This is a genomic window from Lacinutrix sp. Hel_I_90 (assembly GCF_000934685.1).
Lineage (GTDB): Bacteria > Bacteroidota > Bacteroidia > Flavobacteriales > Flavobacteriaceae > Lacinutrix.
In genome coordinates this window covers 1,326,945-1,343,264 of record NZ_JYNQ01000001.1, presented here as the reverse complement: position 1 = coordinate 1,343,264, position 16,320 = coordinate 1,326,945, and the positions used below count along the sequence as shown (strand labels likewise).

The following is a 16,320-nucleotide window of genomic DNA, read 5'->3' as shown; positions in this document are numbered from 1 at the left end:
ATTAATCTAAGGCATTTTTAGTCACATATAGCTTCCAGCCAAATATAGCCATCTGTAGTTTTGTAGCTTTGCTTAGGTCTAAGCCTTGTTTGCTATAGCTAGGTAAAACTGATTTATTCAATTTAGCTAGTGTTTTAAATAGTTGTTTTTTCATTTATATTTTTCTTAAAGATGAAAACTTTAATCCTTAATACGATAATGACTCAAAATTATTGTTTTAATAATGGTTCGCCAAATTTAAGTTAGTGATTTAAAAATAGTAAAACTTATTCTAGACTAAGTTTTACTTTTTATGCTCACAACAATATCCATATAATGATATCGATAGTAATTTTGGCTAGTGCAATCATAGTATTGGTTTTAAAGGTTAATATTAGTAATCATTTTTAGAATTATTTTTTGAATATATATTTTTTGAATACTAACTACCAAGCAAAAACCCAAAAATCAATACGTTTGACTTTACTTATGTAAGTGAATAAATGCTTTGCATTTTGATTTTAACCACGTTGTCTTCAAGTAAGTTTTAATATGTAACTATTATTTATAGTTATGGTTTTATATTAATACAATTCTAGTGCCTTTTTAGACCTGTTTATTTTTACTAAGGGCTATTTCATTTAAAAAAGTAATTGATTTTAGGTTTTCATTGTTTTTAATCTTTAAAAGTTAATTGTTTGTCCAGAGAAATTTTAGCTTAGATTAAGTCGTATATTTGCAAAAAAAAAATAATAGTATGAAAAGCCTGCCTTTTATAGTTTCATTTCTTTTTGCCTCACTCTCTTGGTCTCAAACAGTTGTTATTAATGAATTAGATTGCGATACGCCGGGAATAGATGACAAAGAGTTTGTAGAGTTATTGTCTAGTATCCCTAATTTTCCATTAGACGGTTATGTTTTAGTATTTTTTAACGGTTCTGCTTCTGGAGGAGACTCAAGTTATTTTACTATAGATTTGGATGGTTATACTACAGATGTAAATGGCTTGTTGCTTATTGGAAGTAATACGGTTGTTCCTTTTCCACAGTTAATAATAGCGCCTAATGTGATACAGAATGGTGCAGATGCAGTGGCTATTTATCAAGGAAACGACACTGATTTTCCTGAGGGAACATTAGCAACGCAAACCAATCTTGTGGACGCCTTAGTGTATAGCACGGGAGATCCAGAGGATACCGTTTTAATGGCTTTACTTGGAGTGACGGAACAAATTGATGAAGGTGCTGGTAATAACACAAACTCAATTCAGCGTTTTGATGATGGTATGGGAAGTATAACCTTTACGTCTACTGTGCCAACACCCAGAGCTTTGAATGATGGGAGTGGTGTAACTTTAAATGGCATCTTAATAACGGTATCACAAAGCCAATATAATGAAGGGGCTATTTTTGACATTACGTTTACTACAGAGCAAAATGTAACTTCAGATTTGGATTTAAGTTTCACATTAAATAATGGCGGTTTTAATGCTTCAGATTTTACAGGAAATACAACCGTAACTATCCTAACAAACCAAAATACCGTTTCTTCAACCATAACTCTAATTGATGATACAGATGATGAAGGTGATGAAGAGTTGAAAATCAGTCTCTCTGCTACACCATCGGGTTATTTACTATTGAATAATAATGTAAAAATTAGAGTCGTCGATAATGATTTTACAGTAGCTCCCTTTGGAACACCTTTAAATCCTACCTTCGGTGTTGTTTCAAGTACGCAACCAACAGATTACTACAGTAGTATAGATGGATTGTCGGGGTTAGCGTTAGAGCAGGCCTTACAAGATATTGTCGCAGATCCTAATAGTGTAAGAGCTCAAACCTATAGCGATATAATTGATATATTGGAAGAAGCAGATCAAAACCCAGCGAATTCTAATCAAGTTTGGTTAGTGTACACCGAGCAAGGGCGTCCTAAATTAGATTTTCAAACCACCTCAAATAATACAGGGACTTGGAATAGAGAGCATACTTTTCCGCGTTCTCTTGCAGGATATCAAAGTATTGATTTGGATGATTTTAGAGATGGTAAAGAGGTGTTCTGGACCACTAATGCAGATTCCCTACGTCATGGAAATAGTGATGGTCATGCATTGCGTGCAGCAGATGGTCCAGAAAACAGCTCGAGAGGAAACCAGCACTATGGACAGTACAATGGGCCAACAGGAACCGCTGGAAGTTTTAAAGGCGATGTTGCTAGAAGTGTTTTGTATATGCAAATTAGATATACTGATTTAAGTATAGAAAATGGTTTTCCAAGCGTAACTGGGCAAATGGGAGATTTAGTGACCTTATTAGATTGGCATAGAAATGATCCGCCAGATGATTTTGAAATGAATAGGAACAATGTGGTCTATACCTGGCAATTTAATAGGAATCCACTAATTGATATGCCCGATTTAGTAGAATATATCTGGGGAAATAAAGTTGGTGATGTTTGGAATAACTCCTTAAGTACTGAATCGTTTCTAGCCGATACTATTAGGCTTTATCCTAATCCTGTGACGAATCGTCTATTTATTTCAGGTTTAAAGGAGTCATACACTTTAGAGATTTTCTCTTCTGAAGGACGAAAACTACAATCTAAAACAGTTGAACACAATAAGCCTATAAATTTACAGCTAGCGAGCGGCATGTATTTTGCGAAAATTTCGTCTGAGGGTAAAACGCAAACAAAAAAATTCCTTGTTAAATAGTATCTTCGCCAGTTAAAAATAAAGCATGAACTTTTTATTAATTGTTGCAGGACTCGTGGTATTAATTTTAGGGGGGAACTGGTTATTAAAAGCTGCCGTTGCCTTGTCTTTAAAATTAGAGATACCCAAAATTGTTATCGGTATGACGGTGGTGTCTTTTGCGACGTCGGCTCCAGAACTTATAGTGAGTGTTAATGCTGCTTTAAGTGGCGCTGCAGATTTAGCACTGGGGAATGTGATAGGTTCTAATATTGCTAATTTAGGATTAGTGTTAGCCATAACCTTAATGCTAACAAAAATAGATGTAGAAAAAAGTTTTTATAAAACAGACTGGCCAGTCATGATGATTGCCTCGGCGGTTCTGTATTTCTTTGTAGCAAGAGATCAAGTAATCTCTTTTTCTGAAGGGGTAATTTTATTTAGTTTACTCTTGTTTTTTCTAATTTACTTATTGCGTTTTCAAAAACCAGCAGTTGTTGTAGATGAGGTTCTTGAAGAAAAACCATTACCATTATGGAAGTCTGTCGCTTTTTTGACGCTTGGGGGATTGTGTTTATGGGGAGGGTCTGAATTTTTAATAACAGGCTCCGTTGCCGTTGCTCAAGATTTTGGTATTAGTGAGCGAATTATTGGGGTTACAATTATTTCAGTGGGCACTAGTATTCCTGAATTGGCAGCGTCTGTTATTGCAGTAATTAAAAAAGAAAAAGGGATTTCTTTAGGTAACTTAATAGGGTCGAATATTTTTAATATTCTGGCTGTTTTAGGAATTACCTCAATGATAACACCAGTATTGGTAACCGATCAAGGGTTGTTGACTAATGATATTTTTTGGATGTTAGGCTTTTCTTTTATTGTTTTACCCCTAGTCTTTATCCCTAGCAAGATGCGTTTGGATTGGAAGGATGGTCTAATATTAATAGTGGCTTATGGTGTGTTTGTATACTTCACCATTAAATAAAAAAAAAGCTTTCGATCCCGATATAACAGGTGAAAGCTTTTTTTTTGAATTTAACTAGTGTATAATTTAGTTAATATTAGCAGATTTTACAGTCTTTACAATACGGCCTGCAATTTTGTATGGGTCTCCGTTAGAAGCAGGTCTCCTGTCTTCTAGCCAACCTTTCCAGCCTTTTTCTACCGTTATAATTGGAATTCTAATAGAAGCACCACGATCAGATATTCCGTAGCTAAAGTCGTCTATAGAAGCGGTTTCGTGATCTCCAGTTAAACGTTGGTCGTTAAACTCACCATAAACTGCGATATGTTCTTTTACAACAGGTCTGAAGGCTTCACATATTTTTTCGTAAATTTCTCTAGAGCCACAAGTTCTTAATGTTGTGTTAGAAAAGTTGGCGTGCATACCAGAACCATTCCAATCCATGTCTTTTCCAAGTGGTTTAGGGTGGTATTCAATATAATAGCCATATTGTTCAGTTAAACGATCTAATAAATATCTGGCAACCCAAATTTCATCCCCAGCTTTTTTGGCACCTTTAGCAAACAGTTGAAATTCCCATTGTCCAGAAGCCACCTCTTGGTTAATGCCTTCAAAATTAAGTCCCGCAGCAATACATAAATCAGCATGTTCTTCAACTAAACCTCTTCCATGGGTGTGTCTTCCACCTACAGAACAGTAATACATGCCTTGCGGTGCAGGATAACCACCAATAGGAAAGCCTAATGGTAATTGTGTAGCGGTATCCATGATAAAGTATTCTTGCTCAAAACCAAACCAAAAATCATTATCCTCGTCTTCAATAGTCGCCCTACCGTTAGAGATATGTGGTGTGCCGTCTGCATTTAAAACTTCGGTCATTACTAAGTAGCCACCTTCTCTAGCAGGGTCTGGATAGATTGCAACAGGCTTTAGTAAACAATCTGAAGCACCTCCTTCGGCTTGCCTTGTAGAACTTCCGTCGAATGACCAAATAGGACAATCCTCTAATTTGCCACTAAAGTTTTCTTCAACTTTAGTTTTGCTTCTCATATTTTGTGTCGGTTTGTAGCCGTCCAGCCAAATATACTCTAGTTTAGATTTACTCATAAGTTTTAAATATTGATATTAATTTTAAGTTGCAAATATAAATCATTTTTAAAATAACCTATAAAAATTGATAGCAAAAAATTTTAATTTTATTAATATCGTGTTGATAACCCTATTTTTTTTAGGGTCTACCTGTTTTCAAATAAAATATCTGGCATAAATTATTATATTTGTAAAAAAAAATACATTTATGTCTACATTACGCTTTTTCGCTTTAAAAGAAACTTTAAATAGAAAACCAAAAAAGATTGTTGAAGAAAAAAGGCGCTCAGAATTATTCGGGCAAAACGTCTATAGTCTTTCAAAAATGCGGCAAACCCTTACATCAGATGCTTTTGAAAGTGTGACCAACGCTATTGAAAAAGGTGCTAAAATAGACAGAAACATAGCAGATCAAATTGCTTCAGGGATGAAAGATTGGGCGCTCTCTAAAGGGGTAACTCATTATACACATTGGTTTCAACCTTTAACTGGAGCGACTGCCGAAAAGCATGATGCTTTTTTTGAAACTATTGAAAACAACGGAGCTATAGAAAAATTTGGAGGAAGTCAATTAGTACAGCAGGAACCAGATGCTTCTAGTTTTCCAAGTGGTGGCATTAGAAATACATTTGAAGCAAGAGGTTATACGGCGTGGGATCCTACCTCTCCGGCTTTTATATACGGGACAACATTGTGTATTCCTACGGTTTTTGTATCCTATACAGGCGAGGCTTTAGATTATAAAACACCACTACTAAGAGCGTTGCAAGCGGTCGATAGCGCCGCCGTTGCTGTCTGTAAATATTTTGACAAAAATGTACGTAAAGTTAATGCTTCTTTAGGTTGGGAACAGGAATACTTTTTAATAGACAGCGCACTGGTATCTTCAAGACCAGACATTCAGTTAACAGGAAGAACACTGTTGGGGCATGCTCCAGCTAAAGGTCAGCAATTAGATGATCATTATTTTGGAACCATTCCAAACCGTGCCATGGCGTACATGCGTGATTTGGAAACTGAATCTATGTTATTAGGTATTCCTGTGAAAACAAGACATAATGAAGTTGCTCCCAATCAATTTGAATTGGCACCTATTTATGAAGAAGCAAATTTGGCAGTAGATCACAATTCTTTATTAATGGATGTGATGGATAGGGTTGCAGAGCGTCATAATTTTAAAGTCCTGTTTCATGAAAAACCATTCAAAGGAATTAATGGCTCTGGGAAACATAATAATTGGAGTTTAAGTACAGATACTGGTGTAAATTTATTAAGTCCAGGAAAAACGCCAATGAGTAACCTTCAGTTTTTAACCTTTTTTATTAATACCATTAAGGCCGTTTATGAATATGAAGAATTACTTCGAGCAGCCATAGCATCAGCAAGTAACGATCATAGATTAGGAGCAAATGAAGCGCCTCCAGCTATTATTTCAGTATTTATAGGAGAACAACTAACGCACGTTTTAAATGAGCTAGAAAATGTAACTGACGGAAAGTTGTCACCACAGGAAAAAACAGATTTGAAATTGAATGTTGTTGGGAAGATTCCGGAAATACTTTTAGATAACACAGATAGGAACAGGACCTCTCCTTTTGCCTTTACAGGAAATAAATTTGAATTTAGAGCAGTAGGTTCAAAAGCAAATTGTGCTAATCCAATGACGGTATTAAATTCAATCGTAGCAAAACAATTGATGGAGTTTAAAGTTGAAGTTGATAAACTTATAGAAAAGAAAGACCTTAAAAAGGATGAAGCAATTTTTAATGTGTTAAGGGAGTATATCAAGCAGTCAAAAAACATTTTATTTGAAGGTAATGGTTATGGTGAAGCATGGGAGAAAGAGGCGAAAAAACGTGGCTTGAGTAATAATAAAACAACGCCTGAAGCCTTAAAAGTAAAAATCTCGGAGAAAGCATTGGCTTTATATAAGGAGTTGGGGGTTATGAATGCAATAGAAGTTGAAGCACGCTACGAAATAGAAATGGAAGATTACATCATGCGCATTCAAATTGAAGGTCGTGTTTTAGGTGATTTAGCAAGAAACCATATCGTGCCTACTGCAGTAAAATATCAAAACATACTCATTGAGAATGTGAAGGGGTTAAAAGAAATCTATGGTGATGCATTTAAAAAAGTTGCTAAGGCCCAATTAGACTTAATTGAAGAGATTTCAACTCATATTGAAACCATAAATAATATGGTAACAAAAATGACAAATCATCGTAAAAAAGCAAATGAAATTGAAGAGGTTGAAGCAAAAGCAAATGCATACTGTACTAAAATAAAACCGATGTTGGAAGAGATAAGGTACCATTGCGATAAGTTAGAATTATTAGTTGACGATGAGCTGTGGCCACTTACTAAATATAGAGAATTGCTTTTTACTAAATAGTGAAGCATAAGGTTTCTATCTAAAAATCACTCAGAGAATCATGCGATATAAAATGTTGCTTTGTATGCTTTTCATGTCTAAATAGATTCAGTGATAGCTGTCTTAAGTTAGTCAAATGACAAAAGTAAAAAGGTGTCACTGCTGTTATTGCGCCATCGTCTTTTGGAAAAAGAACGACACAAGGTTTAGCATCTTATATTTGATGTTTTAGAGAAAGACAATCGTAATACACAATTTTTAATCAGTTCAGGAGCGATTTAAGCAAGTCGCTCCTTTTTTTTTTTTTTTTTTTTTTGGATAAACTGATGGTTTTTATCCCTATTTAAAATTTAGTTCTAGCATTGGAAGAGCCTGTGTTTGCTCAAAACTACGTAAATTTACGTAGTTTTCGTGAAGGGCGAAAAAAACAATTTATAATCTTTTTCTTACATGAAAATGCATTTCACCGAAGTTAGGTATGTGGTAATCGAAAATACTGTTAAAATGTTAAAATTTTAAGAATAATGAAAAATTGTGTTGAATAAATTCTTTATCTTTGAATTGCTATTAATCAATTTATATTTAACATGAAAAAATTATTTTTCGGTGCTGCGGCACTATTATTCACGGGCGCAGTATTCGCGCAAAACACATCAAATTCTACTCAATCTGGCGACGATCAGAGAGTGTATGTAAGACAAGCAGGAACAAACTTAGCATCTGATATTACGCAAGGTAATGGCAGTGGCTTAGGTTCACACCGTGCTATGGTATGGCAACGAGGAGATGGCAGTTCTTCTGCTATTGATCAAGAAGGGACTAACAACCAGGCCTATGTAGATCAATCTGCATTTACGCCTCCAACGAGTGCTTCCTCTACTATTAATCAAGGTAAAAACAATACGGCTAGTGCAGATAACAAAGCAAGCGTAAGACAACATGGAGGTACAGGTAGTGTTGCTACTTTAAATCAAGATGGAGATGAGAATGAAGCTTCTACACATCAAGATGGTACATCGGGTGTTGTAGATATTACTCAAGATGGTACTGCAAACAAATCGTTAGTGCTACAAAGTCTTCTTAATTATTCAGCTGTTGGTAATGTTGCTACGATCAACCAAACAGGAACAGATAACAAAAGTTGGGCATCACAAGATGGTGATAACAATGCCTTATCTGCTACACAGTCAGGAACTAGTAATAAAGTGGACCAATACCAACTTGGAAATGGTAACACTGCTAATTCAACTCAATCTGGAACCAATGGTAAAGTTAAGCAAGTCCAAGTCGGAGACAATAACATAAATAATCTTGTTTTCCAAACGGGTAATAATAATTATTCAGAGGATAACCAATATGGTAACGGAAACGAAATCTTCAAAGGTCAGCAAGGTTCTGATAACTATGGACGTATTGACCAAACAGGAGATGACAACTATACTTCTTTTGGACAGTATGGAACTAATAGCCTTGGTTACGTAAGACAAATTGGAGACAATAACAGTATGATTATGGGACAGTTTGCAGGAAATGGAAACATAGCTAGTAGCTACCAAGATGATAACAATACTGGTATTGTACAACAAACAGGTGATGACAATCAAGCATTGTTAGTTCAAAAATCTCAAGGTGGTGCAGGTCATAATGCTGGTATTTATCAATCTGGCAATGGTAACATGGCCGATGTATTACAATTAGGTCCAGGTGGTGATTTCTCTGCTGACGCTGAAAACTGTGATTTCCAAGAGAAAGTTGACTTAAATTGTCCAACTCCATTACCAGAAGTTGTAATAGGAGCTCCATGTCCAGCACCATGTATCTAATTTTAAGATATTAGTTAAGGACTAGAGTCGTATAGATTTTATAAAAATCATAATACATTAAATAAAAAAGAAGGAGGGTGACTATATAGCAAGCACGCTCCTTTTTTTTATTTTAATAAAAAAATGAAACACTAAATTGTATTCATTTTAATATTTAACAAAAACGAAAGATCATGAATCAAAAGAAAAATAAGCTTATATACTTATTAGTACTTTGCTTTTTAGTGACTCAGATAAGTTTAGGTCAGACTTATTCTTCTGAAGAGGGAAGTAATAACGAAGCAGTAACATTAAACGGTACAAATGTTTCGGAGGGAGTGTTTAATTCTTTTTTCGATACGAATACCGCACCAACACCAGTGCAAGGAAGCGCTGTGTTTTTAACACAAATAGGCGAAGAAAATCAAGCCAGAGTACGAGTTTCAGCTCAGGCTTCAGACATCAATATTCTGCAAAATGGGAATGATAATGATGTCAATTTGAAATATCAAGTAAAGTCTGTCTTTACAGATTTACAACAAAATGGGAATAATAATTATATCCTGGATTATTCCATTGAAACCAATCAGGACATTTCATTAAATTTAAAGCAAAATGGAGATAATTTAAATTTTGAAAGGTTTGGGACTAACGAAATATCAAAAAACATTAAATTTACTCAAACAGCAGCCTCTCCCACAATTATTATCAGGAGTTTTAAATAAAAAATGAAATCAAAACAAGCGTTACTTAGTATTCTACTTATGTTTTTGAGCAGCCATGTCTTTGCCCAAAAGTATTTTAATAATGAAGTTAAAGCGGTAATTAAAATAGATAAAACAAGTGAGTTTGTAACCTTCTCTGCAACAGTTGAGAATTTAACACTCTCAGATCTTAGCCTGCGTTATGAGTTTACGGTTTATAAGACAGATAGTAATGGTAATTCGTCTAATTCTAAACAAGAAAACCGATTTTTTTTAAAGGGGAGTGATAAGCAGGTATTAGCTTCATTTGACCTAAACACGAATGCAAAAGGGAAAATTATCATATTATTATTAGTGTATCCTATTAGTAATGACGAAACACAAGGAGCTATTGGAAAAGATCGTATTGAGGTAACGAGCAATGATAACGGAGCAGGGCTAAATATAAAATTAAGTAAAGAAAGAGAACAAGAAATAGAAGCGGAAAAAAATTCTCAAGACCAAGATACGGCTTCTAATGATGGTGTTTTTCTTGAAGGCTTGGTGATACAAAAAACATTAACAAAATCTGGAAGAGATTTTTATCGCTATTTTTATTCAGAATATTATAATAGACAAATTAGAACAACAAAAAATATTATAATTGAAGAAGTTCCAGGTCAAAGAAGAAGTACAAGGATAACTGTAAAAGTAGATGGACAAGTAGTTTGGCAATTTTTCTCAAGGCCTAAAAAAGAGTTTTTAAAAGAAATGGCATTAACCAGCATACAAAGAAGTCTACGCTATCTGCAACAATTAGAAAAACAAAAACAAACCTTAATACGCTATTAATAATGAAAATTAAATTATTTATATTGCTTTTTTTTATAACCACAACCGCCGTTATCGCGCAACAGTTTAGTTATAAACCTACTAATCCTGCATTTGGAGGAGATACTTTTAATTATAATTGGTTATTGAGTTCTGCTACCTCGCAAAATGGATTTAAAGAGCCTACAGCAGCTAGAACAACACAATCTGCCCTTGATAGATTTGGAGCAACTTTAAATCAACAGGTATTAAGTCAAATTTCGAGATCGCTATTAGCGCAACAATTAGAGAGCGTTGGGAATTTTAGCCAAGAAGGGTCATTTACCTTTGGATCTCTTAATGTTGAAATATTTGACTCGAATGAAGGTTTGGTAATTAATATCTTGGACACTTCTAATGGAGAAGAAACTCAAGTTATTGTTCCAAATCCTTAATAGAACTTTTGTTTATGAATAACCACCACAAATTTGCTGCCTACTTACTAATATGCTTATTTTTAAGTTCTTGTGGCACCTATTTTAATCAGCCATTTAGCCAAGAACCTGCTAGAATTGGAGAGCAAACTAAATCTACAAATATTCTTTTAGATTTGCCACCAGCCAAAGATCCAGTTGAAATTGCAGTATATAATTTTAGTGATCAAACAGGGCAATATAAAGCCGTTGAATCTGGAAGTACATTTAGTACAGCCGTGACTCAAGGCGCTACCACGATTTTAATAAAAGCCTTAGGAGATTCGGGGTGGTTTGTTCCCGTAGAACGAGAAAATTTTAATAATCTTTCTACTGAAAGAAATATTATTAGAAATACTAAGCAAGAATACGTAAAAGGACTAAATCCGAACGAACCACCGTTACCCCCGTTATTGTACGCAGGACTGATGCTGGAAGGAGGTATTATTTCTTATGATACAAATATAGTTACTGGAGGAGCAGGCGCGCGTTATTTTGGAGTTGGAGGTTCTGCAAAATATAGACAAGATAGAATTACAGTATACCTAAGAGCCGTGTCAACCAGTAGTGGAGAGATTTTAAAAACAATTTATGTCTCTAAAACTATATTATCTCAAGCGGTAGATGTGAGTTTATTCCGTTTCGTAAAATTTCAAAGATTACTGGAGGCAGAAACTGGATTTACCCAAAATGAGCCTGTGCAACTCGCTGTAAAAGATGCCGTTGAAAAAGCAGTACATGACCTAATTGTTGAAGGTATTAGAGACGGTTATTGGTCAACAAAGGACGGTGAAGAAAAAGATAAACAAATAGTAGATGACTATAACAGAGAAGAGGAAAGGGCCAACCTTACACATTTATATAATAGATTCACCTTTAAAAGGCGAACAGAGAATGTGATACATGGATCTTTAGGCGCGGCATTAATTAATGGAGATTATACAAATGCAGCCTATAAATTAAACACAAGGCTAGGCTATAAAAGGTACATTAATTCCCATTTTAATCTAAATTTAAATGTGAATAAATTTAATCTTGCTAACACAGATATTTTCAATAAAAGTTTTGTTTCAATAGATGCTAACCTAGAGTATAATGTTATACCATTCGATAAACTGTCTCCATATATTTATGCCGGTGGAGGAACAAGTATCTCCAACGACTTTAATAATATTAATCCAAAGATTCAGTTTGGTGCAGGGTTGGAGTATTTAATCACAGATCGGGTGGGAATTACTGTGTTTGGTGAAAACAATCTTGTTTTTAGTGATTTAGTAGATGGATTAGAAAGAGGAAAGAGAGACGACATGTATCTGCGCCTTGGTTTGGGGTTGAATTTTTACATTGGAAACTATAATACTAAAAAAGACTTGGAGCGTGCTGCTGAAAAGGAAAGAAAAAAAGAGCTTAAGAGAATTAAAAGAGAAAATATTGAAAAGGGATTGTATCGTTCAAAGTCTAGTCAAAATGAAGTGAAATCAAAAAATGATAGTCAGAATTAATAAAAAGGTGAAAAATGAAAACAATTAAAAATATACTCTTTCTTTCTATTACTATGCTATTGTTTACGACTTGTAGTGAAGACCAAATTGGTGGTGTTACCGTAGGGTCTATAAATGGTAAGGTGGTAAGCTCAGGTACAAATACAGCTTTAGAAAATGTTAAAATATCAACAAACCCTTCTTCTAGTACGGTTTTTACAGACGCTGAAGGTAATTTTGTTTTAAGTAATGTAGAAGTTCAAACTTATTCTGTTCAAGCAGAACTTAGTGGGTATGTCACCTCTTTTGAATCCGTAACAGTTATAGAAGATGCGGCAGCAACGGTCGCGTTTGAATTGATTACCTCTAATTCCAATAATCAACCACCTACCATGCCTAATTTAGTGTTCCCTGAAGATTTTTCAACGGGAGTCGCTCTAGATGTTGAATTTACATGGGAGGCATCAGATCCAGATTCTAACGATGAATTATCTTATGTTTTAGAATTGAGAAACGGAAACACTAATACAATAGAACGTTATGAAACTGCGCAGGACACCTTTTATCTCGCTACCAATTTACAATTATCTACCACTTATTTTTGGCAAGTAAAAGTGAGTGATAATATAAATGATGAAGTGGTTTCTTCGGTTAGCCAGTTTACAACCATAACAGCTCCAGATAACCCCTTGTTATTTGTTAGAGAGGAAAATGGGAATAGTGTTATTTATTCTGGTAAAGAAAGTTTTGATGATGGTGCTGGTATAACTATAGATGTCGATTTATTAAAGCTTACTAGTGTAAGTAATAACAGTTTTAGGCCAAGAGGCAGCGCAGTATTAAATAAAATAGCCTACTTAAGAAACCTTGGTGGTAATACGCATCTTTTTATAATGAATAGTGATGGTTCAAATAAAACACAAGTGACCACTTCCATTCCAGTCACAGGATTTAGAGCAGACCATCTAGATTTTTGTTGGGCACAAAATGCAAGCAAACTATACTATCCTAATTTTGATAAGTTATACCAAATCAATACAGATGGCAGTGGGGTTTCTCAAATTTATCAAACCACTGATGGTTCTTTTGTGTCAGAAGTGCAAGAAGTTCCATTTGATACAGATTTGTTACTGTTGAAAACCAATACCTCTAACGGTTATAATGCGCGAATATTTACTTATAGACTATCAACGGGATTAGAAGAAACAGTGGTGGCCGAAAATTTTTCAGGCGCCTTAGGCGGCATGGATATTACAGCTAATGGAAATCAAATTGTTTATACTAGAGATTTATCGGGTTCAGAGAATGTTGAGTATCGTCAATTTCAAAGTAGAATCTTTCTTTTTGATACAGTAAGTTTGGTGAGTACGCAGTTGCCAACTAATGTTATACTAGGGGAAAATGATCTAGATGTAACGTTTTCACCAGATGAAGGATCGGTAATATTTACAAGAGTGTCCAACAACCTATCTGCGACACCAAGAGTGATGACCTATCAATTTGGAGCGGTCACTGAAGAAAGTCCGCAATTTAGTGCAGCATCAATGCCAGATTGGGATTAAAACGCATAGTTGTAAACAGCATTAATTACAAAGAAGCGCGCAATAATATTTGTGTGCTTTTTTTTTACAGTTATCTTTGCAGCTCAATATATAATTATGAGCTCGGAAATAAGTAAACGATATAGTCAAAGAGGTGTTTCAGCATCAAAAGAAGATGTCCATAATGCTATAAAAACAATAGATAAGGGATTGTTTCCTAAAGCCTTTTGTAAAATAGTACCAGATTATTTGACGAATGATAGTGATTATTGTCTTGTCATGCATGCAGATGGAGCAGGTACAAAAAGTGCTTTAGCTTATATGTATTGGAAAGAAACAGGAGATGTTTCGGTATGGAAAGGTATAGCTCAGGATGCTTTAATTATGAATATTGACGATTTATTATGTGTTGGAGCAACTGATAATATTATGCTGTCTTCAACTATAGGGAGGAATAAAAACCTAATTACCGGAGAAGTTATTGCAGCAATAATTAATGGAACTGAAGAATTAATTTCCGATTTAAAAAAACACGGAGTCACTATTCACTCTACAGGTGGAGAGACCGCAGATGTTGGGGATTTAGTACGTACTATTATTGTAGATTCAACAGTGACTGCTAGAATGAAACGTAGCGATGTCATTGATAATGCAAATATAAAAGCAGGCGATGTTATTGTTGGTTTAGAAAGTTTTGGGCAGGCAACCTATGAAAAGGAATACAACGGTGGTATGGGGAGTAATGGATTGACTTCTGCGCGACATGATGTGTTTCATAAATATTTAGCTGAAAAGTATCCAGAGAGTTTTGATGCTGCTGTACCAGAAGATTTGGTGTATTCAGGTCAAATGAAATTAACAGATGCCGTTGAAAATAGTCCTATAAATGCAGGGAAATTAGTGTTGTCTCCAACAAGAACCTATGCCCCAATAATAAAAGAAATACTTTCAAAGTATTCGAGTGATGCCATTCATGGTATGGTACACTGTTCTGGTGGCGCTCAGACAAAAATTCTTCATTTTATTGATAATTTACACATAATAAAAGATAGCTTATTTCCAGTACCACCATTGTTTAAATTAATACAAGAACAATCAAAAACAGACTGGAAGGAAATGTATCAAGTGTTTAATTGCGGACACCGAATGGAGCTGTATGTTTCACCTGAAGTAGGAGAAGACATCATTGAAATATCAAAAAGTTATGATGTTAACGCTAAAATTGTAGGACGAGTAGAAGCTTCACAGACCAAAAAACTGACAATAAAAAGTGAATTTGGTATTTTTGAGTACTAATAAAAGCCTATAATTAATAGGTGCTTTAAATGTTGTTAATTCATGAGTTTTTTTAAACTTTTAATTACATGTTTTTTTTTATTATTTTTAATTTCAACAGACTCTTTTTCGAGCCTATAATAATAAACATTTCTTATTTTAATAGTATGAATAAAGTTGTATTGCTAATGGCTATTGCTTTTGCCCAATTGGTCTTAGCTCAATCTCCAATAGTTACTGTGAAAAATGATACAGTAAACCTAAAATCAAACGACTCTTTAAAAGTTACTTCTCCATGGAAACAAACCAATGTGGGGACTTTGGATATCAATGAAGTTACTTTTGTAAATTGGAATGCAGGAGGAAGTAATTCGATTTCAGCATTAACGGGTTTAGTCTCAAATTTAAAATACAAGTACAAGCAGTTAAAGTGGAATAATTTAATGCGTGTCCGTTATGGCATTAATAAGCAGGAAAACCAAAAAATAAGAAAAACTGAAGACGAGTTTGAGCTTAGTTCTACTTTAGGTTATAGAAAGGATACGATAACAAACTGGTATTATTCTGCTCGATTTAATTTTAAAACCCAGCTAACAAACGGTTATAGTTATCCAGATCGCGATAATGAAATTTCTAGACTAATGGCACCTGGTTATTTATTTGTTGGAGGAGGAGCAGAATATGGTAAAAATCTAGAAAAACTCTCTCTTTATTTGTCACCTTTAACCATTAAAGGGACATTTGTTTTAGATAAAACATTGTCTAACGCAGGAGCATTTGGTGTTGCACCAGCAGTGTATGATGCAGAAGGTAATGTGTTGCAAGATGGAGAGCGTGTAAGAACAGAAATGGGAATTTTGTTGACTAGTACTTTTGAAACAGAGTTGTTTGAAAATATTCAACTCCGAAATGTATTTAGTTCATATACTGACTACCTTAAAGATTTTGGTAATATAGATATAGATTGGGAATTGGTTTTAAACTTAAAAGTAAATCATTATGTTCGAGCCACTTTAGGCTCACATATAAAGTATGATAATGATATAAAAATACAGCAAGAAACAGTAGTGGAGGATGAATTTGTACAGCGTGGCGCAAAAATACAATGGAAACAGCTTTTAGGTGTTGGCGTAATTGTAGAGTTTAGTTAGCTAAAG

General features: G+C 34.6%; 13 protein-coding genes. 11 read left to right on the top strand and 2 right to left on the bottom strand.

The features are described 5' to 3' along the window. Position 1 precedes the first annotated feature (1 nt). Positions 2-154 (bottom strand): hypothetical protein, encoded by a 153-nt coding sequence (locus tag GQ46_RS05970; protein ID WP_044399252.1) that lies wholly within the window; start codon positions 152-154, stop codon positions 2-4. A 582-nt stretch (positions 155-736) separates the two neighbouring features. Here GQ46_RS05970 and GQ46_RS05965 point away from each other — a divergent pair. Beyond that, on the top strand, positions 737-2,695 hold the full coding sequence (locus tag GQ46_RS05965) for an endonuclease (protein ID WP_044399251.1): 1,959 nt from the start codon (positions 737-739) through the stop codon (positions 2,693-2,695). 25 nt (positions 2,696-2,720) lie between these two features. Next, a complete protein-coding gene (locus GQ46_RS05960; RefSeq protein WP_044399250.1) occupies positions 2,721-3,656 on the top strand; it encodes a sodium:calcium antiporter in 936 nt (311 codons plus the stop codon). 66 nt (positions 3,657-3,722) lie between these two features. Here GQ46_RS05960 and GQ46_RS05955 read toward each other — a convergent pair whose 3' ends face one another. Next, on the bottom strand, positions 3,723-4,742 hold the full coding sequence (locus GQ46_RS05955) for a glutamine synthetase beta-grasp domain-containing protein (protein WP_044399248.1): 1,020 nt from the start codon (positions 4,740-4,742) through the stop codon (positions 3,723-3,725). Between the two features lie 190 nt (positions 4,743-4,932). Here GQ46_RS05955 and GQ46_RS05950 point away from each other — a divergent pair, with 190 nt between their 5' ends. The 9 genes from GQ46_RS05950 to GQ46_RS05910 all read left to right on the top strand — a co-directional run bounded on the left by GQ46_RS05950 (position 4,933) and on the right by GQ46_RS05910 (position 16,314). Beyond that, positions 4,933-7,119: a glutamine synthetase III gene (locus tag GQ46_RS05950; protein WP_044399246.1), complete on the top strand. Its 2,187-nt coding sequence runs from the start codon at positions 4,933-4,935 to the stop codon at positions 7,117-7,119. A gap of 566 nt (positions 7,120-7,685) precedes the next feature. Next, positions 7,686-8,921, top strand: coding sequence for a hypothetical protein (locus GQ46_RS05945; RefSeq protein ID WP_044399244.1), 1,236 nt, complete (start codon positions 7,686-7,688; stop codon positions 8,919-8,921). 173 nt (positions 8,922-9,094) lie between these two features. Beyond that, positions 9,095-9,625 (top strand): hypothetical protein, encoded by a 531-nt coding sequence (locus tag GQ46_RS05940; protein WP_044399242.1) that lies wholly within the window; start codon positions 9,095-9,097, stop codon positions 9,623-9,625. Between the two features lie 3 nt (positions 9,626-9,628). Continuing rightward, positions 9,629-10,435 carry a CsgE family curli-type amyloid fiber assembly protein gene (locus tag GQ46_RS05935; RefSeq protein WP_044399240.1) on the top strand — a complete coding sequence of 269 codons (807 nt, stop codon included), beginning with the start codon at positions 9,629-9,631 and terminating at the stop codon, positions 10,433-10,435. Positions 10,436-10,437: 2 nt separating this feature from the next. Further along, complete coding sequence (locus tag GQ46_RS05930) at positions 10,438-10,848, top strand: curli production assembly/transport component CsgF (protein WP_044399238.1); 411 nt, start codon at positions 10,438-10,440, stop codon at positions 10,846-10,848. Between the two features lie 14 nt (positions 10,849-10,862). Further along, positions 10,863-12,368: a CsgG/HfaB family protein gene (locus GQ46_RS05925; protein ID WP_044399236.1), complete on the top strand. Its 1,506-nt coding sequence runs from the start codon at positions 10,863-10,865 to the stop codon at positions 12,366-12,368. 14 nt (positions 12,369-12,382) lie between these two features. After that, on the top strand, positions 12,383-13,909 hold the full coding sequence (locus GQ46_RS05920) for a carboxypeptidase regulatory-like domain-containing protein (RefSeq protein WP_044399234.1): 1,527 nt from the start codon (positions 12,383-12,385) through the stop codon (positions 13,907-13,909). Positions 13,910-14,005: 96 nt separating this feature from the next. Continuing rightward, entirely contained in the window at positions 14,006-15,184 is a 1,179-nt protein-coding gene (locus GQ46_RS05915; RefSeq protein ID WP_044399232.1) for an AIR synthase related protein, read from the top strand. Positions 15,185-15,330: 146 nt separating this feature from the next. Further along, positions 15,331-16,314 carry a DUF3078 domain-containing protein gene (locus GQ46_RS05910; protein ID WP_044404628.1) on the top strand — a complete coding sequence of 328 codons (984 nt, stop codon included), beginning with the start codon at positions 15,331-15,333 and terminating at the stop codon, positions 16,312-16,314. The last annotated feature ends 6 nt before the right edge of the window (positions 16,315-16,320 follow it).